The sequence below is a fragment of the Protofrankia sp. Cr2 genome (assembly GCF_963555885.1).
Lineage (GTDB): Bacteria > Actinomycetota > Actinomycetes > Frankiales > Frankiaceae > Protofrankia.
In genome coordinates this window covers 24,217-45,984 of sequence record NZ_CAUVXG010000033.1, presented here as the reverse complement: position 1 = coordinate 45,984, position 21,768 = coordinate 24,217, and the positions used below count along the sequence as shown (strand labels likewise).

The window sequence follows — 21,768 nt, the reverse complement described above, 5'->3', positions numbered from 1 at the left end:
CCACCTTGTCAACCCAGACTGACGGGTGGTCGCGGTCCGCAAGCCGGGCTGCCATCACGGAGGAGATCTCTGATGAGTGCTGACGTCGTGATCATTGGCGGTGGCCCCAACGGGCTGCTGCTGGCCTGCGAGCTGCGGCTCGCGGGCGTACATCCGCTGGTACTGGAGCGGCTGCCCGAACGCAACACGGCCGCCAAGGCCAACGGGCTGGTCGGCCGGGTGGTTCAGGCCCTGGAATTGCGCGGCCTGTACGGGCGCCTCGCCGATCGCGTCGGGCCCTCGCAGCCTTTGCCGTTCTACCAGTTCAGCGGCCTGCCACTGGATCTGCGCGACCTGCCCGGCAACCCGCTGCACGTCTTGCAGGTGCCCCAGACGCGGATCGAGCAGGTACTCGAAGAGCGGGCCCGAGAACTCGGCATCGAGATCCGCCGCGGGCACGAACTGATCGCTCTGGACCAGAGCGACGACGCCGTCACCCTCGACGTCCAGGGCCCGCAGGGCGTCTACCGAACGTGGACCCGCTACCTGGTCGGAGCAGACGGCGGCCACAGCATGGTCCGCAAGCAAGCCGGCATCGCCTTCCCCGGCACCACCGACGACAGCTTCGCCTCACGCGCCGGACATGCGGTCATCCCGGACGCACTGCTGGATTCTGCCACCGGCGAACTCAACCTGCCCGGCCTGAGTATGTGCCCTCGGCCCTACGCCCACAACCGCCTGCCGGGAGGCGTGTTCACCTTCGCGATGATGCCTCCAGGCTCGGGCGTCCACCTCGTCGCCGTCTTCGAGTGGGGCCGGCCGCCAGCCGACGACAGGACGCCGATGACCTTCGACGAACTCCAGGCAAGCGTGCGTCGTGTCCTCGGTACGGAGCTGCCGATGAGCCCACCTGCCGGCTCCGGACCGCACCTGTTGCGCCGCCTCACCGGGATCAACTCACGGCAGGCCGACACCTACCGCGCCGGCCGTGTCCTGCTGCTGGGCGACGCCGCGCATGTGCACTCCGCCGTCGGCGGGCCCGGACTGAACCTGGGCATGCAGGACGCCATCAACCTCAGCTGGAAGCTCGCCGCCGAGGTCCAAGGCTGGGCACCTCCCGGGCTGCTGGACACCTATGAGACCGAGCGAGCACCGGCCAGCCGACGGGTCCTTATGCAGACCCGCGCCCAGATGGCCCTGATGCGCCCGGGAGACGACGTCACCGCAGCCCGCGAGCTGATCGCGGAGCTGCTCGACGACCAGGGCAACCGTGGGCGCATCGCAGCACTCCTGGCCGGGACCGACGTCCAGTACGACATGGGCCGCGAGGCCGGTCATCCACTGACCGGGCGTTGGCTTCCCGACCTTCAGCTGGATATCACCCACGGTCGGGCGCAGATCGCCGAACGGCTACGAGCCGCCCGCCCGGTGCTCGTGGACCTCACCGGAGACTCCACAGTGACCGAGGCGGCCAACGGCTGGACCGACCGGATAGACATCGTCACGGCCCACTCCGCGGAACCATCCCCGCTGGCCTCTGCCATACTCATCCGCCCCGATGGATACGTGGCTTGGGCCGCAGCTGCCAACCCGTCAGATCAATCAATGCGCCATGGATTGCACGAGGCGCTGGCCACCTGGTTCGGTACAGCAAACTGAACCCGGACCGACGAGCAGATCCACAGCGGTGATCTGCCCCCTGTTCCTTCCCGGCGTGGCATGCGCGCACCGCTGAGGCCCCGCGTGTAAAGTGCGGGATTCCTGATACGCCATGCGCTATCTACGGAGCTGACTGTGCCGCATCTCGTCGCTCATATTCAAGCAGGAGGTCCCGGAGGGCTGGTCTCTCGGGCTGATGCGGGGGCAGCTTGTGGCGATCAATGATTCGGACATATCGAGTGCGCTTTCCGCCTACATCGAGTGTTACCCCGACGAGGCCACGCTGCTGACTGAGCCGCTGCTACTGCTTTCTCAAGGACGGGATTTCGCCTCGCGGCGGACCTTTCCGATGCACGTAACTGCCGGTGCGCTTCTGGTCCGTAGTGACGTCCGCGGTGACGCCGAGATCCTGCTGGTCGAGCACCGCGCGTACGGGATCACGTTGCAGCCTGGCGGCCACCTGGAGCCGACCGACACCACACTCATCGGCGCGGCAGTGCGCGAGTTGACGGAGGAGACCGGTGTTGACCCCGGCATGGTCTTCCCCGCGTCGCAGACCCCCGTCTACATCGAGTACGGCCAGGTTCCGGCACGACCGAAGAAGGACGAGCCGGATCACTACCACCTCGACATCGGGTACGCCTTCACCACGGCGCATGCGGACGTGGGGCGCATCCAGGAGTCCGAGGTGCACGGTGCCGCATGGTATCCGCTCGCCGTGGCCGAGCGGCTTGTCGGCCACCGCATCGCGCGAGCGGTCAGTGCACCGGCCTAGACCGGTTGACCGGGGCTCGCTGAACGTTTCCGGCAAGCAGCGGCGCCTTACCGCGGAGCGCACCAGTCAAGGCTCCGCGGTCGTCGTCAGCCCTCCCTGCCGAACCGGATGTCGAACCGAACCCGGAACGTGGACGGTCGGAGCCTCGGCCGACGCTGGCCACGGGGCCGGGCGGCGGTCGAGGCTGACATCGCCACGATCGTCGCCCCGCGCTGGGTCGCCCGGGTGCTGCGCACCGAACTGACCGGCGACACCTCCGCAACCCTGCGCCTGACCTGGACTCACGACGAGACGGCGCAGGCTGCCCTGGAAGAGGAGATCTTCGGCAATCGGATCCTGGTCACCGACCACGACGACTGGTCCGTGGATGCGGTGATCGACGCCTACCGGTCCCAGGAGGATCTCGAGGCCGGGTTCCGCCAGGCCAAGGACCCGCACGTGGTGTCGTTCTCCCCGATCCACCACGTCACCGACCACACGATCCGGATCCACCTGTTCACCTGCGTGCTCGCCCTGTCCGTCGCTCACCTGATGCGGCGGGATGCCGAGCGCGCCGGACTGCACCTGTCCGTGACGGTCCTGCTGCGCGAGCTCAGGGGGATCCAGGAGACGGTCCTGCTCTTCCATGGCGAGCACGGCCGGCCTCGCCTCCGGCAGATGGTCACCCGGATGAACCCGGTCCAGCGGCAGCTCTACGACCTGTTCGCCCTGGAGCGCTACGCGCCCCAGGGCTGACGTGGGTAATACACCCATTCAAGATCGAAATCTTTGTGGCCAGCGAAAACGCTTGGAAGGGGCCAAGATCCTTGGAAACTCGGGCTAGACGTCGGTGGGTAGGGCAAGGCGCGACTGGGCGACGACGTCGCCGAGATCGCGGACGGCGGGGAGTTCTGGCCATCGGCTGGTCATCTGACGCAGCATGTCCCCGGCCCGTTGGATCGCACCGCGGGTTGGGGTGGTGTCGAGGACGAGCAGGGCCTCTCGCGCGGCTGCGGCAGCTTGTTCCGGGTCGGGGTGAGCTCTGTGGAGGAAGGTCATGCCGAGGACGGTCCAGTTGCCGCTGATCTGGACGTAGTTGTCGGGTCCGTTGGCGAGTTCGAGGTCCAGCCCGGTTCGGGCGTGGCTTTCGGCGGTCTGGCCGTGCCCGAGGTGGGAGAGGGTGACCGCGAGGAAGGCGTGAGCGAAGGCTTCGTCGCCGGGGTTCGGTCCCGGTAGGACTCCGCTGTCCCAAACATGATCCTGCATCCGGGCGAGCGCTGTCTGTGCGTCGTCTGGTCGGCCGGCGAGGGCGGCGGAACGGGCTTCGCAGCCGGCGAGGATCGGCTGGCTGTAGGGATGGGCTTCTTGTCCGGCTTCGTGGGCGATGTCGGCGGCGGTGTCGTAGGCGGCGTTGAAGTAGGCGACGGTTGATCTCATCGCTGCGGCTGATCCCGCGAGTAGACGGTCGCCGGTGTCGGTGGCGTGCTGGCTTGCGAGGGCCAGGAATTCGCGTGCCGCCTGGTCGTTGTCGGTGTCGAACCCGAGGGTGCCCAGGTAGAACGCCTGCCAGCCGGCTATCCACGTCAGTCGGCTTCGGACCTTTGAGGAAACGCGTGTGTCCAGGAGGCGCTCTGTGCTCAGCCAGGCAGGTTCGAGTCGTTCCGCGAGCTTGACGTGGGGCGTGGTGCGGTAGGTCCGGGCGATCTGGTGTATTTCGGCTTCGTACTGATCGAGGCTGGCGGGGCGTGGGTCGGCTGCGGCGATGCGCTCGGCGAGTGCGGCGGCTACGGCGGCCGAGCCAAGCGCCAGTCCGCTGCGTAAAGCATCGCGTCGTCTCGTGGGACTCACCTCCTCGCCGTGTTCCACTGTCGCTGCCTGTTCGGGGGCACGTCCAGTCGCAGCCGCAGTGGTGGCCCGTGGCGGGGCCCCGATTCCGATCGCATGGTCCTCGATGGAGGCGTCCTGCCACAGCGTCAGGAGTTCACCGTCGGCGCCGAGGGCGCGGTCGAGGTGCTCGACCGTTTCCCGGGTGGGCAGTAGGTGTTCCTTGCCTGACTGGTGGCCGCGTACCGCGGCGGTGGCGGTCGCCCGGTCAAATGTGCGCCATCCGCTCGCGCTCATCGTCCGTGCCAGCGCGGAAAAGCTGAGACCGCATCGATTCCGGTACTCCTCGGCGCGGGCGGTGTAGCGGGCGCGAGCGGGCCGTGGCTGCTGGGAACCATGCTGCACGAAGCTCCACCTCCTGCCGGGCATGGCACGGGCTGTGTGCCGCACGCACCCCACGGACGCACGCCCGCGGCACGCACACCCGCGTGCGGCACACAGTCTGTTTCGCGCCTGTGGCGGAGTGTTCCATGACTGCCATGCAGCGGGAATACGTCCGGCGGCATCCTTCGGACTCGGCCGCGACTTTCTCCCGCCGCCGCGCCGCCCGCGTGGTCCTCCTCGCGGACACGGCGCTTCACGTCGCCTGCCCCGCTGCTGACCAGGTCCGGCGGGGCAGGCGGCCTTCCTATCCCACATCCCCCAAGGGGACGCACAGGCCCTCAAGGGAGCACGACGAGGAAGGGGAAGACGATGGTCCCGGTGCGACATTTTCCCGACGCCCTGCACGTCTGTACGTACGACGTGCGAGGCAGATTCGTGGACAGCGGAATGATCAAACCCGCTCGGACGAGCGGCATCGTCGAGCACACCCACCAGCTACTGGCCGGCATCGTCCGGGAGCATCCCGAGACCAGGATTGCGATCACCCAGACCGGGGGGTCGTCGGTCGCCGCGTGCCCGGTACGGCCGTTACAGGTCCCCGACGGACCGATAGTCCAGTGGCGGTCCGTTGCCACGGGCTTCCCGCAGTATCTGCGGGCTGGTGAGGCCACCGATGGCAAGGACCCGGTGCTCGTTCGGCGGTACTACGAGGAGCGGATCGACGACCCGGCGAACCCGGTGTGGCTGTCGCTCGCCGAGCGGTATACGGCGGCGGTGCGCGCGGCCGGGACGGCACACCTGCTGGTACAGGGGATCAACCCCCTCGTCGCGGTTCTGAAGGCCGAGCAGTTCGGTGTGCTCGCCAAGGCGGGCTTGGACTGGCTGAACGTCACCGCCGTCGTGCACGACACGGCCGGCGCCGGCCGCCGGCTCGGCTACCTGGTGCAGCGGATCGACCAGACCGGCCTGACCCTGAAACTGATCGCCGTGTCCGGGATGATCCGCCAAGAGCTGATCGACGCGGATGTTCCGGGCGGCACGGTCACCACCGTGCTCAACGGCTTGGACGCCGACGAGTTCGAGCGCCGCCTCGACGGCGCCCGTGGGGTGTTCCCGCGGGTCGCGGCCCGCAACGGCGTCCCGCGGGATGGTCGGATCGTCTGCGGGCCGCCCGCGGCATGGCCTTGGCCGTCGCGCGCACTTGCGAGACAGGGCGCCGGTCCTTCAGTGTTACGGGTGCGCGATCCTCGCGCCCTCCCAGCAGGTCCGAACGGGGGACCGATGAGAAATGGCGGCGGCGCCGGTCTGATTACGGTCCACCAGGTGCCTGCGACCGCAGCAAGGGAGAGCAACCTATGAGACCGCTCCGATACTCGATCAACGTTACCCTCGACGGCTGCTGCGACCACCGGGTGGGGATCACCGACGACGAGTTGCATCGCTATTGGGCCGCCAATCTGGAACGAGCTGATGCCCTTCTCTTTGGCCGGGTGACCTACGAGATGATGGAGGCGGCGTGGCGGCAGCCGGCGACGGGAACGTGGCCTGACTGGATGGCTAATTGGATGCTCCCCTTCGCCCGGACGATCGACGGGGCAAAGAAGTACGTCGTGTCGGGCACCCTGGAGCGGGTCGATTGGAACGCGGAGCTCGTGCAGGGGGACCTGGGGAAAGCCGTTCAGGAGCTCAAGCGGGAGCCTGGCAGAGGCATGTTCGTGGGAGGCGTGACCCTCCCGTTGGCCTTGGCGGATCTGGGATTGATCGATGAGTACGAGTTTGTCGTGCAGCCCGTCGTGGCGGGCCACGGGCCGACGTTGTTCGCCGGCCTGAGCGAGCGGCTCGAGCTGAAGCTCGTGGGGCGCCAGGAGTTCCGGTCGGGGGCGGTCGCTCTGCGGTACCAGCCCAGTCGAGTCTCGGCTTGAAGGTCGGCTGCCCCTGGGCACGCGGGCCTGGCAACTCCGCCACAACGCCGAGGTCGACAAAGGCGTGCCCTCGAACGCCGGGTCCGTGACCATCGTCGTCGAAGAACCTTCCCTTCGGTCCACTGGGCTCGACTGGGGGTCACCGGCGTCAGTGTCGTGGTCGCTGTCGTGACGGTCCTCGCTGTGCTCGCGGTGATGGTGATCGGAGTATTGGCGTCCCCGGCCACCGCCGACGACAAGCTCGACAGCGCGCAGTGCAGCCAGAACCCCACCCCAGGGTGCGAGCTTTGGGCTGGAATCAACGGGGCTCCTGCCCCGGCCCCGTACGGGGGTGGACCGTACCCGGCGGTGCCGGCCCGGACAGTCGGGCCGGCGAAACCACGGGTACCGGAACGGGTGGCCGACAGGTCCTACAGGGGAAATTCGCCGGCGGTGAAAGATGCCTTCGACTGGAGTTTGTTCAGCTTCTTGGTGCCCTCCGGGTTCGTCTTGGCCAGGAGAGTGGTCCACCAGTCGATGAAATCCTTGTCGTAGTAGGGACCTGGCGTGAATGACTTCACCGGGCTGGTTCCGGTTTGGAGACCGTACCACTGATCGACGACGAAGCAGGTGTCACCCCACCGGGTAAAATCGCCCTCGGTCATGTCGGTATCTCTTTCGGGGTGACGCTTGACGTTCCGGTTCACGACGGTGAACACGTGCTTGGCGTCCTGCTGTCCTTCGATCCCATAAACCTCGACCTGCGTCCCCGGCGGCAGCAAGGCGGACTGGGAATTCAGACGGCCGGTGAACCTGCTGGTCACCAGAATACTGGTCACCACCCATGCGAAGTCGTTGCACACACCATAGAAGGACTTCGCGTTGATGAACATCGATACGCCGTCGCCGATGTACCCGGCCCGGTTGTTCGTTGCCGGGAAATAGGTACAGGAATTCATTACCATCGGTTGCCCGGTCGGCTTCCAACCCGGCGGCTTCCATTCGTTCTTTGTTTTCCGCTGCCCTTCCGGAGCCAGTTTCAGGAGATCCGCGAACGCGTTGTCGATGAACACCTTCCCGGGCGTCCCTAACGTCGAATTCTGGATGAACGCGTGCACCTGGTCCATCACCACGGACCACACGGCTGCTTCCGGAAATATATCTGCCACAGGTTCCCCCTTACCAACGGATCGGTCCGTCGGGAGGCACTGTAGCAGCACCCAGCGACCCAGCGTGGGCGATTGGTGACAAAGGCAGCCGACCCGACCGGGCCGCCACAGTCGCGCCGGCTTGTCGACGCCACGGCACGGCCATCCCGGGCCGTGGCGCACTCCCAGCACCGGATGATCACTGTAGAACACCGCGCGGGACGAAGCCCGCGCCGGTCCCGACACACCCGGACCGGCCCCGCGCAGGCACGTGCGCTGCCCGTCTCCCCCGCTGACGCCTACCCGCCGTCTTGCGGCATCTATGGTGTGAGCTCCCTCGGCCGGCTGGCCGTCGGCTACCTGAGGTTGATGGTGATGTCGGCGTCGTTGGTGTCGCCGAGGGTGTGGACGTGGATGCTGCCGGCCGCTCCCGCGAATCGGCCGGGGCTGCCATCGAGGTTCAGGCGCCGCCGAGCAGCAATCGTTTGGCGGAGGTGAACTCCGCCTCGGAGAGGCTGCCGATGGCGTGCAGGGCGGCGAGATGCTCGAGTTCCGAGACGAGGCGGGGTGCCGCGTCCTGGGGTGTGGTCCCGACGGTGGCATCATCCGGCCCCAGGATCACCTCGATCTGGGAGGGGTCCTCCGGCAGGTAGCGGACCTGGACCGCGCCACCACGGCGCGGAAGCTCATACCGCGGGAAGGTCCGAGTGACCGAGGCGGTGGCCGGGCTGCCATCGGCGCGGGTATAGCTCACGGTCACCGTCAACCCGGGCTGGTCGTTGACGGTCACGCCGGTATCGGCGATCTGGATGATCCGGCCGACCGCGGTCATGCCCCGCTCCCGCAGCCGCTGTCGATCAGCCTCATATCGCAGTTGTCGGCGGCTTTTACGACGTCGGGAACGTAGCGCCAGCGGGACGGCGGCCAGCGCCGCGACGGCGCTCGGCGCGGTGGGGACCAGCAGCCACGGGTTCTCCGAGCTGATCTCATGTTGTATGCACACCAGAGCGACGACGACGCCAGCGGAGAAGACGAAGCCCAGCGGGGCGCCGCGCCCGGACGTCCAGGCACGCAGGCCGATGACCACACAGGCGATACCGAAGATCCAGGCGCCGCCGAAACCCAGGAAGAAGTAACCCGCATCCGATCCGGTGCACGCCCGCTGTCCGATGTCCCCGCAGCTGCCGCGGCTGGAGGACCGCGGAAAGTAGGTGCCGATAAGCCAGGCGCCCATGAGAGCGACCGCGGTGGGCAGCAGCCAGCCGAACAGCACGTTACCGCAGCCCAAGGCCCGGCCGGGATGCGTGCTTTCGCCGCCTGGCGCGGAGTTCCTGGCTGTCACCTCGCAAATGTTACAGATCCAAAACTTTTTTGGACCTCTGCCTCGCCTCGCCCGGTGCGGCCTTCACAGCGCGGTCCCCGGCGATCCTGCGGCGCTATCCAACACGATGCACGGATGACAAAATCGTCCGCCTTTATGGAGGTTGATCGCACCCGGGAAGGTGTGCCCGGCGGCGTGGATCGGGCGTCGGGACGGTCGGCCGGCGGTTACTTTACGGGTCTGGTCCCGCGCCGTGGGTACACCCTTGTCCATGGCACGGGAGAGCGAGGGCAGGTGGCAGCGACATGCGCTGCTGGGGTTCGGGCTGGGCGGCTTGCTGGTGGTGGTGCTGGCCGTGCTGTGGAACAAGACCCCGGCCTTCTACGCGCAGGCGAAGGATCCGGGTGGGGCGGTCGCGACGACCCGAACCGGGATCCTCGGCTCGCGAAAGACTCCCCCGACAGCAGATCAAAGATCTTGTCGACGGCCTCGGCGGGCACCGCAGCTCGACGCCGGCCGCGGTCCGGACGACGGCGATGTCAAGCATCCTGAGAACAGTCGGCGCCAGTCGAGGACAGCCCGAACCGGTCGGCCGCCCGGACTGACTAGATCCACCGGCCAGTGCCCAGTCATGCCGTCAGGACGGTTTTATTCGCAGGAATCTGTACGTCGGGCGTTGGCGGTCGCTACCCTTCTCCGCACTTGGCAAGAAACATCCAGGCGCCGGAAGGGGACCGATGGCCTCCGTCATCCCGCTGGGCAGCGCGGTCGGCTACGACCTGTCCCAGCTAGCGCTGGCGCCGTTGACGCCACATCTCGGCGTGGAGATCTCGGGCGTCCAGTTGGAGGACGTCGCCTACGACGACGGCTTCATCGAGTTGGCCCGTAAGGCGATGGACCGACACGTGGTGATCCTGATGCGGGGACAGCGGCTCGGCCCGGGCGCCATGGTGCACGTCGCGTCGCAGTGGGGCCAGCCGATCGACATCCGGCGTCGGGTGCCCGGGGTCCAGCCGCACCACGTGCCCGGCCACGACTTCGTCAAGGTCATCTCCAACGGTGTCGCCGCTGACGGCCGCCCGCTCGGCGACGGCAACTCCGCCGCGCAGATCTGGCACAGCGACAGCACCGCGTGGGAGGTGCCGACCAGCGTCATCGCCTTCTACTGCCGGGTTACCCCCGACCCGGCGCCGCGGACGTACTTCACCGACATGGCGGCGGTCTACGACGGGCTCCCCCCGGATCTCCGCGAGCGGATCGGCCGATTACGTGCCCGCCACTACCAGTACGCCCGTCAGATCGAGGTGGAGGTCGCCCGCAGCGGAACGTCGCTGCCGCTGGCGGACCGCCGGCTCGGCCGGCTACACCCGCTGGTCCGGCGTCACCTGCGTACCCAGCGTCCGTTCCTGTACCTCCCGGCCCGGCGGGACAGCCTGATCGAGGGCATGACCGAGACCGAGAGCCGCGCGCTGCTGGATGAGATGTGGGAGGCGGTGGACGCCTGCCCGGCGACGTTGTCCGTGGCGTTGGCCCCCGACGACTTCGTCATCTGGGACAACGCAATGGCGGTGCACCGCCGCGACGGCTGGCCGGCGACCGACAACCGGGTGATGTGGCACGTCTCCGTGGGGGCTGAGGTGCCGACGCCGCTGCACCCGTTCCACACCACCAACGTCGCGGGGATGGCCGACGACCAGCGACGCGCGACAGCCGCCGCCGAACTGGCGGGCGACTACTGATGGCGTTGCGTATCTGGCACCAGTCGATGGCTCCCCTGGGGGAGTTCGGGTCCTACGCCGCCTGTCTGGAGAAGCACGCCGCCGCGGTGATCGACGAGGGGACGGAGGTGGTGCTGCACGGCGCCGCCCCCGGCTCCTACGCGGGGCGGCCGCCCGCCACCGTGCTCGCGCATTCCTACGCCCGCCTCGTCATCACCCAGCAGGTGATCGGGCAGGTCCGCCAAGCGGAACGCGAGGGCTACGACGCCGTGGCGCTGGCCACGTTCGGCGCCCCGTTCCTCACCGAGTGCCGGTCGCTGGTCGACATCCCGGTCGTGTCGATGGCCCAGGTGGCCCTGCTGACCGCCGGCAACCTGGCGACACGACCTGCGGTGGTGGCGCTGTCGGCCGGCGCGGTGCCGCGGATGCGCGCCCTGCTACGGGGAGTGAGCCTTGGGGCAGAGATCGTCGTCGTCGGGTTGCGACCGGCTGTGACCGAGGTTGAGATCATCGCCGCTCTCGACGGCGCCGACGACGGCGTGGCGGCCTCCTTCGAGCAGGCTGCCGGCGAGGCTGCCGCGGCCGGGGCCGACCTCGTCATCCCCGGTGAGGGCGCCCTGAACGAGCTGCTCTATCAGCGGGGGGTCCGCCAGGCGGGCGGTCTGGGGGTCCTGGACCCGTTCGCGGTGGTGCTGGCCTGGACGGAGATGCTCGTCATGCTCCGGCGGCGCACAGGCCTGTCGACCTCGCACGCCGGCGGGTACAGCCGGCCGGACGACGACCTGCTCGCCGCCCTCGACCGGGCGGACAGCCGGCCCGAAGTGCCGGCATCGGACCCGGCCCGCGACCGGGGGACGAAGTGAGCGCGGAGGAAGCGGCGGGGGCGGGAGGCCCGCCCCCCATGGGCAATGTCAGGGTCCTGGACTTCTCCACGATGATGTCCGGCCCGCTCGGCACCCGGCTCTACGTCGACCTGGGCGCCGACGTCGTGAAGGTCGAGGCACCGCCCGGCGGCGACCACAACCGCCGGCGCACCCCGATCCTCGGCGGGGTAAGCCGGTACTTCGCGCAGCTCAACGCGGGGAAACGCTCGATCGTGCTGAACCTCAAGGACGCGGCCGACCTCGCCACAGCGCGGGAGCTCGCCGCGGCGGCCGACGTTCTGGTCGAGAACAACCGGCCCGGGGTCATGGAACGGATCGGCCTGGGCTACGCCGAGCTGTCGGCGGCCAACCCCGGCCTGGTGTACTGCGCCATCTCCGGTTACGGCCAGACCGGACCGTCGGCGCTGAACGCGGCGTACGCGCCCAACATCCATGCCTCGTCCGGCTACGACCTGGCGAACCTCGGCTACCAGGTGGGCCAGGACACGCCGGCCAGCACCGCGATCTTCCTCGCTGACGTCGTGGGCGCACTGTACGCCTGCGTCGCGGTGGAGGCGGCGCTGCTGCGGCGGACCCGGACGGGATGCGGGGAGTACATCGACGTGTCGATGTTCGACGGCATGCTCGCGCTGATGGTCTACGAGATGCAGGTGGCGCAGCTTGCCGAGCCCGCCATCCGCAGCATCTACCGGCCGATGCCGACCACGGACGGTTTCGTGTCGGTGGCGCCGGTCAACGTCAAGCAGGTCACCGCGCTCCTGCCGGTCATCGGGCGGGAGGACTGGCTGCAGGACCCGCGCTGGCTCGACACCGAGCAACGGGAGCTGCACTGGGACGAGCTGATGGCGGCGGTGGCTGCGTGGACGGCGCGGCGGGACACCGCCGAGTGTCTGAAGCTGCTCGCCGAGGTCGGGGTCGCGGCGGCGCCCTACCGGACCCCGGCCGAGGCGCTGGCCGACCCCCAGGTGCGCCAGCGCGGGGTCTTGCATCCCCGCCGTGACGCCGGCGGCGAGCATTACCTGTTCAACCCACCGTTCCAGTTCGCCGACGGTTCGGTGCACGTCCGGGGAGACGCACCCGGGCTCGGCGCCGACCGGACGGCCGTGCTCCGGGACTGGCTCGGGGGCGCACCGGTCGATGACCAACCGGAAAGGGACTAGCCGGCCATGGCTGACCTGGGAATCTCCGGGCATGTCGCCGTGGTGACGGGCGGCGGCCGTGGGATCGGCGCCGCCATCGTGCGGGCCCTGGCTGCGGAGGGCGCCCGGGTGGTCGTGTGGGACCGCGACGACGCCGCCGCCGACGCGACGGTCGCCGCGGTGGTGGCGGCCGGCGGGCACGCCCACCCGGTGGTCGCCGATGTGACCGACCGCGCCGCGGTCGACGTTGCCGTCGGCTCGGTGGTGACGCGGCTCGGCAGCATCCAGGCGCTGGTGAACTGCGCCGGTTTCTCCAGCGACGCGCCGATCGGCGAGATGACGGACGAGCAGTGGGCGAGCGTCCTGGAGGTGAACTTGACGGCACCGTTTTACGTGACCAGAGCGATCGTGCCGTCGATGATCGGCCAGCACTACGGGCGGATCGTCAACATATCCTCCCGGGCTCGGTTGGGCGACCGCAACAAGGTCAACTACTGCGCGGCCAAGGCCGGTCTGGTCGGGCTGACCTACGCGCTGGCGCTGGAACTCGGCGAACACGGCATCACCGTGAATGCGGTGGCACCCGGCTTCGTGGAGACCGACCGCGTCCGAACGCTGACCTACTTCGAAGACCTCAAGCGCCGCGCGGTGGCCAAGACGCCGGTGCGCCGCCTGGGCGAGGAGCGCGACGTCGCCGACGCCGTGCTCTATCTCCTGGGCCGCGGGTCCGGCTTCGTCACGGGCGAGGTGCTGGGCGTCTCCGGGGGACGGTGGCGATGAGCGGAACGGGTGGTCTTCCGGCGTCCCGGTCAGCTCCAGGTCACCGGCTCGTCGCGCCAGTCCGCCGGCTGCGTCGACACCGCGATCTGGCGGGTCAGATGGTCGCGCATCAGCCGTTCGGCGCGGGCGGCATGGCCGCGGCCGATCGCCGAGGTGATCGCCTCATGTTCGGCGACCGTCTGCTCACGCCCCTCCGGGCTGACGAGGTAGCCGTCGACGGTGCTCCATTCCGGCTGCACCCGGTTGATCACGCGGATGGCGGAGGCGAACAGGTTGAGCACCGAGTTACCCGACAGCAGGTCGATGAGTTCGTGGAACTGGCGGAAGCCGGCCCGCACCTCCTCGTCGTCCGACGCCGAACGCACCCGGACGTTCGCCTGCCGCAGCAGCGGTGCGCGCTCCCGGCCGCGTTCGGCGGCGAACCTCGCCAGCTGGGACTCGGTCACGACCAGCGACTCGGCGAGGTCCCCGTAGGTCGCCCCCCACATCTGCAGGTGCAACGTGGCCACCCGGGCGAAGTCCCGACCGGTGTAGTCGGCGACCACCGGGCCGCCGCCGGGGCCGCGTTTGAGCGAGATGATCCCCTGGGTCTCCAGGATCCGCAGCGCCTCGCGGATCGACGCGCGACCGACGCCGAACGTCTCGGTCATCACCTGTTCGGCCGGCAGCATGGACCCGGCCGGCAGGCGTCTACCGGCGATGTCACCGGCGATGTTTCGCGCGAGCCACTCCGGCAGCTTCTCCCCCGGCCCGGCAGGGGCCTGCTCGCTCACCGCCACCCTCCCCGCACCAGTTCGTCGACACCGACCCTACGTGGGCGGCCAGCGGCGGCCGCCGCCACTCCCCCGGGATCGACGCATATTCATTCTCATGTTTTTACTTGCCGACCTAGCGCGTCGACGGGAGGACACCACCCTTGTTGTCCGAGGAGCACGTGGCATTCCAGAAGACGGTGCGTCAGCTTGCCCGCACCCACGTCAGCCCGATCGCCGACGAGATGGACCGCACCGACTCCTGGCCGCAGGAGGTGATGGAGGTGTTCCGCGACAACGGGCTGATCCAGCTCGCCGTGCCAGCCGAGTACGGCGGGCCGGGCGCCGACATCACCTCCATCTGCCTCGCCCGGGAGGAGGTCGCTCGCGCCGGCTCGATGGCCCTGGCCACCCTCGCCGGCCAGAACAACACCCTGGCGCTCGCGCTACGGCAGCTCGGCACCGAGGAGCAGCGTCGCCGGCTGCTGCCGGAGCTGGCCCGCGGGGCCGTCTGCCTCGTCGCGCTGACCGAGGCCGAGGCCGGCAGCGACCTGTCCCGGCTGGCAACGCACGCCCGTCGGGACGGCTCCAGCTGGGTCATCAACGGCCAGAAGTCCTACGTCAGCTGGGGAAAACTGGCGACGTACGCCACCGTATTCGCACGAACCAATGACTCCCCCGGGTCGAAGGGGATCAGCGGGTTCATCGTGCCGACCGCGAGTCCCGGCTTCCACGAGGTGCGCACGAACGTCAAAATGGGCCAGCGCGGCTTCCCGAACGTCGAGATCGTCCTCGACGACGTGCGCGTCCCAGCCGAGAACCTGCTCGGCGAGGAGGGCTCGGGGATCGCCGCCGCACTACAGGGCCTGCACCAGAACCGCGCGATGATGGCCGCCATCCCGCTCGGCGGCGGGCTCGCCGCGCTGGACTACGCCAAGGCGTTCCTGGCGGACCGGCAGTACAAGCGACGTCCCATGACCGAGCTGCAGGGACTGCGCTGGATGCTCGCCGACATGTGGACCGAGCTGGAAGCGGCGCGGGCACTGATCTACCAATGTGCCGAACGGCTCGACGCCGGCGTCCCCGTCGGCACCGTCGCGCCGCTGTGTTCGATGGCCAAGCTGTACGCCTCCGAGGCCGCGGTGCGGGTGACCAACGACGCGCTGCAGCTGCTCGGCGGCGCGGGCTACATGGCCGACCATCCGGTCGAACGGTTCGTCCGGGACGCCCGCGTCACGACGATCTACGAAGGCACGACCCAAGTGCAGAAGAACACGATCGCCCGCGCGCTGCTGGACGCCTGACGCCCCGCCACCCCGCCCAACCAGGAAGACTCGCCGCGCCACCAGGGCCACCAGGGCCACCAGGGCCACCAGGTGCCGAGCGTCACCGCACGGCAGGCCGGACCAGCCAGCCCCGGCCAGCCGGGGCACAGCGGAAGGACACGCCCTGATGCACCGCACCGTCGACGGCCACCGCCATGACTGACGCCCGCAACGCCCGGCTCCGCGAGCTGCTCGCGGCGGCGTCCCCGCTCGTCGTCCCGGGCGCCGCGGACGCGCTGAGCGCGCGGGTCGCGGTCGCCGCCGGCTTCGAGGCCGTGTACCTGACCGGCGCCGGCCTCACCAACAGCTACCTCGGTGCCCCCGACGTGGGACTGGTGAGCCTCAGCCAGCTCGCCGACCACACCGAGGCCCTGCGGTTGGCGGTCGACGTGCCGTTGATCGTCGACGCCGACACCGGCTTCGGCGGCCCGCTCAACGTCCACCGCGCCGTGCAGGTCCTCGAGCGCCGCGGCGCCAATGCCATCCAGCTCGAGGACCAGACGTTCCCCAAGCGTTGCGGCCACTTCGAGGGCAAACAGGTCATCCCGGCCGCCGACATGGTCGCGAAGATCCACGCGGCGCTCGACGCACGCGACGACGACCGGTTGACGATCATCGCGCGGACCGACGCGCGGGCGGTGCACGGTCTGGCCGAGGCGCTGGACCGGGCGCACGCCTACCACGAGGCCGGGGCCGACGTCCTGTTCGTGGAGGCCCCGCAGGCCGTCGAGGAGATCGCACGGATCGGCGCCAGTCTGCCCGGGCCGCTGCTGGTGAACATGGTGGAGGGCGGCCGGACCCCGCTGCTGCCGGCCGACCGGCTCGGCGCGCTCGGCTTCTCCTGCGTGCTCTATGCCAACGCGGCCCTGCGGGCGGCTGTCTACGGCATGCGCGGCGTCCTCACCCACCTGCGCAAGCACGGGACGACCGAGGAGGTCCAGGCGCAGATGATCTCGTGGCAGGAGCGGCAGGACCTGGTCGGCAAACCGGCGTTCGACGAGCTGGAGGAGCGGTACGCCAGCCCCCCGCCCAACCGGACGAGCGCCTAGCCGATCCCGACGACGCACAGCGAGCGTCGGTTGTAGGCAGCCACCCCCAGCCTGCCCTGTTCACGCGCTACACCTTGACCGCGCCGGCACCCAGATTTTAGGTTCAACCATTAAAGACCGACGGGGATAGGTGGCGGATGGTGCGGTTGGCGGCGGAGCACGAGGCGTTCCGGCGCTCGGTGCTGACGTTCGGCGCTCGGGAGATCGCGCCGATCGCGGCCGACGTCGATCGGAAGGACCAACTCCCGCCGGAAATCGTCGAACGGTTCGTCGACCTGGGCCTGGTCCAGTTGATGATCCCGGAGCGTTTCGGTGGCCCGGGCGCCGATCTGACCTCGGTATGCGTGGCCCGGGAGGCGGTCGCCGAGAGCGGGTCGATGGCGTTGGCCCAGCTCGCCGGACAGAATGGGATCGTCGCCTACCCGCTGCTGGCCTACGGCAGCCGTGAGCAGCAGGAGCGATTCCTGCCCGAGCTGGCCAAGGGCGCCATCGCCTGTGTCTGCCTCAGCGAGGCCGGGGCCGGCTCGGACCCGACGGTGATGACGACCCGGGCCCGCCGAGACGGCGGCTCCTGGGTCGTCACCGGGCAGAAGTCGTGGATCAGCTACGGCAAGGCGGCCCGCTACGCGCTGATCTTCGCCCGTACCGGCGAGCCGGTGCCCGGACGGGGTGGTGGCAGTGGCATCAGCGCATTCCTGGTGGAGACGGACAGCCCCGGTTTCATCGAGGGCCGGCACAACGTCAAGATGGGCGGCCGCGGCATCCCCAACGTCGAGGTGTTCTTCGACGACCTGCGGGTCCCGACCGAGAACATGCTCGGCGACGAGGGGGACGGCTTCCGGTCGGCGATGCGGGCGTTGCATCTCATGCGCCCGCCGATTGGCGCGATCGCCGTGGGTGGGGCCCAAGCCGCGTTCAGCTACGCCCGCGACTACGCGAAGCAGCGGTATCAGGGGCGGCATTCCCTGGTCGAATATCAGGGCCTGCGGTGGATGCTCGCCGACATGGCGACCCGTCTGGAGGCGGCTCGCTGCCTGCTCTACGAATGCGTCCGGCAGGTCGACGAGGGCGCGCCCCTGGACTCCATCGCGACGCTTTCCTCCATGGTCAAGTGGATGACCGCGGAAACCGCGATGCGGGTGACCACCGACGCCGTGCAGGTGCTCGGTGCCGCCGGCTACATGGATGACCACCCGGTCGAGCGGTACATGCGGGACGCGAAGCTGACCACCATCTACGAGGGCACCAGCCAGATCCAGCTCAACACCATCGCCCGCGGCCTGATCCGCTCGGCCACGGCCCGGCGGCCGCCGGGCACCGGGCCGGCAACGGACGCGTCTACCACCGATCGCAGCAGGTGAGGAGCTGACATGCGGCTGGATGCCGAGCACGAAATGTTCCGCGAAGCTGTCGCCGAAATGGTCGCGGACCGCGTCGCGCCGATCGCCGCCGAGGTCGACGAGTCCGACCGGTTCCCCGAGGAACTGATCGAGGTCTTCGGGGACATGGGCCTACTCCAGCTCGCCGTGCCGGAAGACTACGGCGGACCCGGCGGCGACCTCACGTCAACCTGTATCGCCCGGGAGGAAATTGCCAGGGGTGGCCTTACCGGGCTCGGTCAGCTCGGCGGCCAGTGCGGCGTGTTCGTCCAGCCGCTGCTGAACTTCGGTACCGAGGAGCAGAAGCAGCGATTCCTGCCCGAGATCGCCAAAGGCAGGTCGCTCACCTGCCTGGCGATGTCTGAGCCTGACGCCGGCTCCGACCCGGCGGCGATGCGTACCAGAGCGGTCAAGGACGGCTCGTCCTGGGTTATCAACGGCCAGAAGTCCTACATCACCTGGGGCAGCGTCGCGAAATACGCACTGGTAATGGCCCGCACGAACGACCAGCCTCGAGGCGCGGGCATCAGCGCCTTCATCGTCGACACCGCCACCCCCGGTTTCGTCGTCGGGGCGCAGGACCGCAAGATGGGCCAGCACGGCGTGCCGAACGTGTCGCTGTTCTTCGAGGACCTCCGGGTACCCGAGGAGAACATGCTCGGCGAGGACGGCAAGGGCTTCCGGGCCGCGCTGCGTTCCCTGCACATCAACCGGCCGACGATCGGCGCGATGGGCATCGGCGGCGCGCAGGCCGCGCTCGACTACGCGATCGCCTACTGCGAGCAGCGGGAGATCAAGGGCCGGCCGGTCGCCGGGTTCCAGGGCCTGCGCTGGATGATCGCGGAGGCCGCCACTCAGCTCGAGGCGGCCCGCTGCCTTGTCTACGAAGTGGCCCGCCAGTTCGACGCCGGCGTGCCGCACGACGAGCTGGTCACCATCTCCTCGATGGCCAAGGCGTTCGCCGCGGACGTCTGCATGGCGGTCACGACCACCTGCGTGCAGCTCCTCGGCGGCGCCGGGTACATGCGCGACCACCCGGTCGAGCGGCTCTTCCGCGACGCGAAGCTGATCGCCATCCTGGAGGGCACCACCGAGATCCAGAAAGAGATCATCGCCCGGGGGGTGATCGGGTGACCGACATCGACGTCCTCATCGTCGGCGCTGGTCCGGTCGGGTTGGCCCTCGCCTGCGACCTGGCGTGGCGGGGGGTGCCGAGCACACTGGTGGAGCGCGGCGACGGCTCGATCTACCAACCGAAAATGGATCTGGTCGGTATCCGCACGATGGAGCACTGCCGACGCTGGGGCATCGTCCAGGATGTGATCGACTCGCCCTACCCCCGCGACTACCCGCAGGACAACGCCTACGTCACCGCCCTCAACGGCTATGAACTGGGCCGGGAAAGGGTCCCGGCGATGGCCGCCGCGGTCCCGCCGCCGCAGAGCCCGCAGATCCGGGAACGCTGCCCGCAGGACATGTTCGACCCGATCCTGCGCCGGTTCGCGACATCCTTTGACAACGTCACCCTGCGCTATCACACAGAGCTCGTCAACCTCGTGGAGCACCCCGACCACGTCGAAGTTACGCTGCGCGATGTCGGTGGGACCGGCACCGAGCGGCGATGCACCGCCCGATACGTGGTCGGCTGTGACGGGGCGTCCAGCGCCGTGCGTAACCTGGCCGGCATCCGGATGAGTGGAACGCCGGCCCTGACCTACACGACCAATATCATCTTTCGCTGCCGGGACCTGCCTGACCGCCACGACAAGGCCAAGGCATACCGGTTCATCTTCATCGGTCCGGAGGGCACCTGGGCGACGATCGTCGCCATCAACGGCGCCGACCGTTGGCGGATGTCGTTGATCGGGGACGCCACGCCGCGGGTGTGGTCTACCCCCGAGATCCACGAGGCGATCCTGCGGGCCGTCGGCGTCCCGATCGACTACGAGATCGAGACCGTCGTCCCATGGACCCGCGGCGAGCTCGTCGCCGACCGCTACGGCACCGAGCGGGTGTTCGTCGCCGGCGACGCCGCCCACGTGATGTCCCCGACCGGCGGCTTCGGCATGAACACCGGCATCGGGGACGCGGTCGACCTGTCCTGGAAGCTCGCCGCCACCCTCGACGGCTGGGGCACCCCCGGCCTGCTCGCATCCTACGAACATGACCGGCGCCCGATAGCGCAGCGCAACGTCGCCGAGGCCAGCAGGAACCTGGGCCGGATGCTGTCGCCGCGTAACGAGCTCCGGCCACCGCCGGAGTTCCTGGAACCCGGTGACGCCGGTGAGCGCGCCCGCCGGTATGTCGGCCAGGGCTTCGCCGCGCAGATGAAGCACGAGTGGCACACCCTGGGCATCCACCTCGGCTACCGCTATGCCTCTCCGGTGTTCGTCCCGGACGGCTCACCGGAGCCGCCGGACGAGAAGATGACCTACACCCAGACGACCTATCCCGGCGCGCGGGCGCCGCACGTCTGGCTCGGCGACGGCCGGTCCACCCTGGACCTGTTCGGCCGAGGCTTCGTCCTGCTCCGGCTCGGGACCGATGCGGCCGCGGATACCGAGGGCACGACTGGGGTGGACACGGGTTCCTTCGAGGCCGCTGCCGCCACGCGCGGGGTGCCGCTGTCCGTCGTCACCCTCGACACACCGGACGTCGTCGCCGCCTATGAGACCCGGTATGTGCTCGTCCGGCCGGACGGCCATGTCGCCTGGCGCGCCGACGTGCCGCCCGCCGACCCCGGAGGAGTCCTCGACATGGTCCGCGGAGCCTACTCAGGGCGACGGTCGGCACCCCCGGCCCAGGAGGCCCCGACGCGGGAGGTTCCCGTATGAGGCTGGTGCGGTTTGCCGCCGGAGCCGTTGCGGCGATCGGCGTGATCCGGGACGCCGACGACCGGGGTGCGCAAGTCGTCGACATCACCGACATCTCCCCGGTGCCGGCCGACAGCTGGCCCCCGGTCGCCGACGTGGCCCTCATCGCCGCGTTCGACGAGCTACGACCGCGGATCGTCGAAGCGTTGGCGACGCGGCCCGGCGTCGCGTTGACCTTGGTGCGGTTGCTCGCGCCGGTCGGCTGGCCGAGCAAGCTGCTGGCCTACCCGGCGAACTACCACGCCCACATCGCCGAGATGACCTCGAAGAACCGCGCCGACCGCAACGGCTTCTTCCTCAAGACCCCCTCGTCGCTGAGTGGACCGGCCGATCCCATCGTGCTCCCGGATCTCCCCGGACGGCAGGTCCACCACGAGTGCGAACTCGCCATCATCGTCGGGCGAGGCGGCCGGCACATCTCCCGCGCGGACGCGCTCGGGCACATCTTCGGGTACTCCTGCCTGATCGACGTCACCGTGCGAGGTTCCGAGGAACGCGTGATGCGCAAGTCCTACGACACCTTCACGCCGCTCGGCCCCTGGATCGTCACCGCCGACGAGATCGCCGACCCGGACCACCTCGACCTGGCCCTGACCGTCAACGGCGAACTGCGGCAGAAGGCCAACACCCGGTCCCTCATCGTCGACGTCCGCGAGATGATCGTCCTCGCCTCATCGGTCACCACCCTGCATCCCGGCGACGTGATCGCGACCGGCACTCCGGAGGGCGTGGGTCCGCTACGGGCGGGCGACGAGGTGACCATCACCATCGAGTCGGTGGGCACCATGTCCGTCCCGGTGGTCCAGGGCGTCGGCGGCACGAACATCGCATTCGAGTACGAGAGCCGCACCTGCGGGAACCAACCGACCCCGTCGATCGGCGCGTAACCCAATGGCCGG

Annotated in this window: 19 protein-coding genes; 15 read left to right on the top strand and 4 right to left on the bottom strand. The window is 69.2% G+C overall.

Annotation, left to right across the window (positions count from 1 at the left end; all coding sequences use genetic code 11):
• Positions 1 to 72 precede the first annotated feature (72 nt).
• The 3 genes from U9978_RS15655 to U9978_RS15645 all read left to right on the top strand — a co-directional run bounded on the left by U9978_RS15655 (position 73) and on the right by U9978_RS15645 (position 3,148).
• Positions 73 to 1,638 carry an FAD-dependent monooxygenase gene (locus U9978_RS15655; protein ID WP_322761868.1) on the top strand — a complete coding sequence of 522 codons (1,566 nt, stop codon included), beginning with the start codon at positions 73 to 75 and terminating at the stop codon, positions 1,636 to 1,638.
• Between the two features lie 211 nt (positions 1,639 to 1,849).
• On the top strand, positions 1,850 to 2,413 hold the full coding sequence (locus U9978_RS15650) for an NUDIX hydrolase (RefSeq protein WP_416210993.1): 564 nt from the start codon (positions 1,850 to 1,852) through the stop codon (positions 2,411 to 2,413).
• A 129-nt stretch (positions 2,414 to 2,542) separates the two neighbouring features.
• On the top strand, positions 2,543 to 3,148 hold the full coding sequence (locus U9978_RS15645; RefSeq protein ID WP_322761866.1) for a hypothetical protein: 606 nt from the start codon (positions 2,543 to 2,545) through the stop codon (positions 3,146 to 3,148).
• Between the two features lie 84 nt (positions 3,149 to 3,232).
• Here U9978_RS15645 and U9978_RS15640 read toward each other — a convergent pair whose 3' ends face one another.
• The gene (locus U9978_RS15640) at positions 3,233 to 4,621 is read right to left on the bottom strand and encodes an XRE family transcriptional regulator (RefSeq protein WP_322761865.1); all 1,389 of its coding nucleotides are present in this window, start codon (positions 4,619 to 4,621) and stop codon (positions 3,233 to 3,235) included.
• Positions 4,622 to 4,978: 357 nt separating this feature from the next.
• On the opposite strand from U9978_RS15640, the gene U9978_RS15635 reads away from it, so the two are divergent.
• The gene (locus U9978_RS15635; RefSeq protein ID WP_322761864.1) at positions 4,979 to 5,959 is read left to right on the top strand and encodes a hypothetical protein; all 981 of its coding nucleotides are present in this window, start codon (positions 4,979 to 4,981) and stop codon (positions 5,957 to 5,959) included.
• Positions 5,956 to 6,522 (top strand): dihydrofolate reductase family protein, encoded by a 567-nt coding sequence (locus U9978_RS15630; protein ID WP_322761863.1) that lies wholly within the window; start codon positions 5,956 to 5,958, stop codon positions 6,520 to 6,522. Before U9978_RS15635 ends, U9978_RS15630 begins: the two co-directional genes overlap by 4 nt.
• A gap of 410 nt (positions 6,523 to 6,932) precedes the next feature.
• Here the strand turns inward: U9978_RS15630 and U9978_RS15625 are convergent, their stop codons facing one another.
• Complete coding sequence (locus tag U9978_RS15625) at positions 6,933 to 7,670, bottom strand: hypothetical protein (protein WP_322761862.1); 738 nt, start codon at positions 7,668 to 7,670, stop codon at positions 6,933 to 6,935.
• A gap of 439 nt (positions 7,671 to 8,109) precedes the next feature.
• A complete protein-coding gene (locus U9978_RS15620; RefSeq protein WP_322761861.1) occupies positions 8,110 to 8,991 on the bottom strand; it encodes a DUF3592 domain-containing protein in 882 nt (293 codons plus the stop codon).
• Between the two features lie 716 nt (positions 8,992 to 9,707).
• On the opposite strand from U9978_RS15620, the gene U9978_RS15615 reads away from it, so the two are divergent.
• Genes U9978_RS15615 through U9978_RS15600 form a run of 4 tightly spaced genes read left to right on the top strand, consistent with a single transcriptional unit; the run spans position 9,708 to position 13,491 of the window.
• Complete coding sequence (locus U9978_RS15615) at positions 9,708 to 10,709, top strand: TauD/TfdA family dioxygenase (RefSeq protein ID WP_322761860.1); 1,002 nt, start codon at positions 9,708 to 9,710, stop codon at positions 10,707 to 10,709.
• Complete coding sequence (locus U9978_RS15610) at positions 10,709 to 11,551, top strand: aspartate/glutamate racemase family protein (protein ID WP_322761859.1); 843 nt, start codon at positions 10,709 to 10,711, stop codon at positions 11,549 to 11,551. The genes U9978_RS15615 and U9978_RS15610 overlap by 1 nt, the downstream gene beginning before the upstream one ends.
• 38 nt (positions 11,552 to 11,589) lie before the next feature.
• On the top strand, positions 11,590 to 12,732 hold the full coding sequence (locus tag U9978_RS15605; RefSeq protein ID WP_322761858.1) for a CoA transferase: 1,143 nt from the start codon (positions 11,590 to 11,592) through the stop codon (positions 12,730 to 12,732).
• A gap of 6 nt (positions 12,733 to 12,738) precedes the next feature.
• Complete coding sequence (locus U9978_RS15600; protein ID WP_322761857.1) at positions 12,739 to 13,491, top strand: SDR family NAD(P)-dependent oxidoreductase; 753 nt, start codon at positions 12,739 to 12,741, stop codon at positions 13,489 to 13,491.
• Positions 13,492 to 13,520: 29 nt separating this feature from the next.
• On the opposite strand, the gene U9978_RS15595 is transcribed toward U9978_RS15600, so the two are convergent.
• Complete coding sequence (locus tag U9978_RS15595) at positions 13,521 to 14,264, bottom strand: FadR/GntR family transcriptional regulator (protein ID WP_322761856.1); 744 nt, start codon at positions 14,262 to 14,264, stop codon at positions 13,521 to 13,523.
• A 161-nt stretch (positions 14,265 to 14,425) separates the two neighbouring features.
• Here U9978_RS15595 and U9978_RS15590 point away from each other — a divergent pair, with 161 nt between their 5' ends.
• The 6 genes from U9978_RS15590 to U9978_RS15565 all read left to right on the top strand — a co-directional run bounded on the left by U9978_RS15590 (position 14,426) and on the right by U9978_RS15565 (position 21,756).
• Positions 14,426 to 15,547: an acyl-CoA dehydrogenase family protein gene (locus tag U9978_RS15590; RefSeq protein ID WP_322761855.1), complete on the top strand. Its 1,122-nt coding sequence runs from the start codon at positions 14,426 to 14,428 to the stop codon at positions 15,545 to 15,547.
• Positions 15,548 to 15,723: 176 nt separating this feature from the next.
• Entirely contained in the window at positions 15,724 to 16,617 is an 894-nt protein-coding gene (locus U9978_RS15585; protein WP_322761854.1) for an oxaloacetate decarboxylase, read from the top strand.
• Between the two features lie 137 nt (positions 16,618 to 16,754).
• The gene (locus U9978_RS15580) at positions 16,755 to 17,978 is read left to right on the top strand and encodes an acyl-CoA dehydrogenase family protein (RefSeq protein WP_322761853.1); all 1,224 of its coding nucleotides are present in this window, start codon (positions 16,755 to 16,757) and stop codon (positions 17,976 to 17,978) included.
• Between the two features lie 9 nt (positions 17,979 to 17,987).
• Positions 17,988 to 19,130 (top strand): acyl-CoA dehydrogenase family protein, encoded by a 1,143-nt coding sequence (locus U9978_RS15575; protein WP_322761852.1) that lies wholly within the window; start codon positions 17,988 to 17,990, stop codon positions 19,128 to 19,130.
• The gene (locus tag U9978_RS15570; protein WP_322761851.1) at positions 19,127 to 20,830 is read left to right on the top strand and encodes an FAD-dependent oxidoreductase; all 1,704 of its coding nucleotides are present in this window, start codon (positions 19,127 to 19,129) and stop codon (positions 20,828 to 20,830) included. The genes U9978_RS15575 and U9978_RS15570 overlap by 4 nt, the downstream gene beginning before the upstream one ends.
• Positions 20,827 to 21,756 (top strand): fumarylacetoacetate hydrolase family protein, encoded by a 930-nt coding sequence (locus tag U9978_RS15565; protein WP_322761850.1) that lies wholly within the window; start codon positions 20,827 to 20,829, stop codon positions 21,754 to 21,756. The genes U9978_RS15570 and U9978_RS15565 overlap by 4 nt, the downstream gene beginning before the upstream one ends.
• The last annotated feature ends 12 nt before the right edge of the window (positions 21,757 to 21,768 follow it).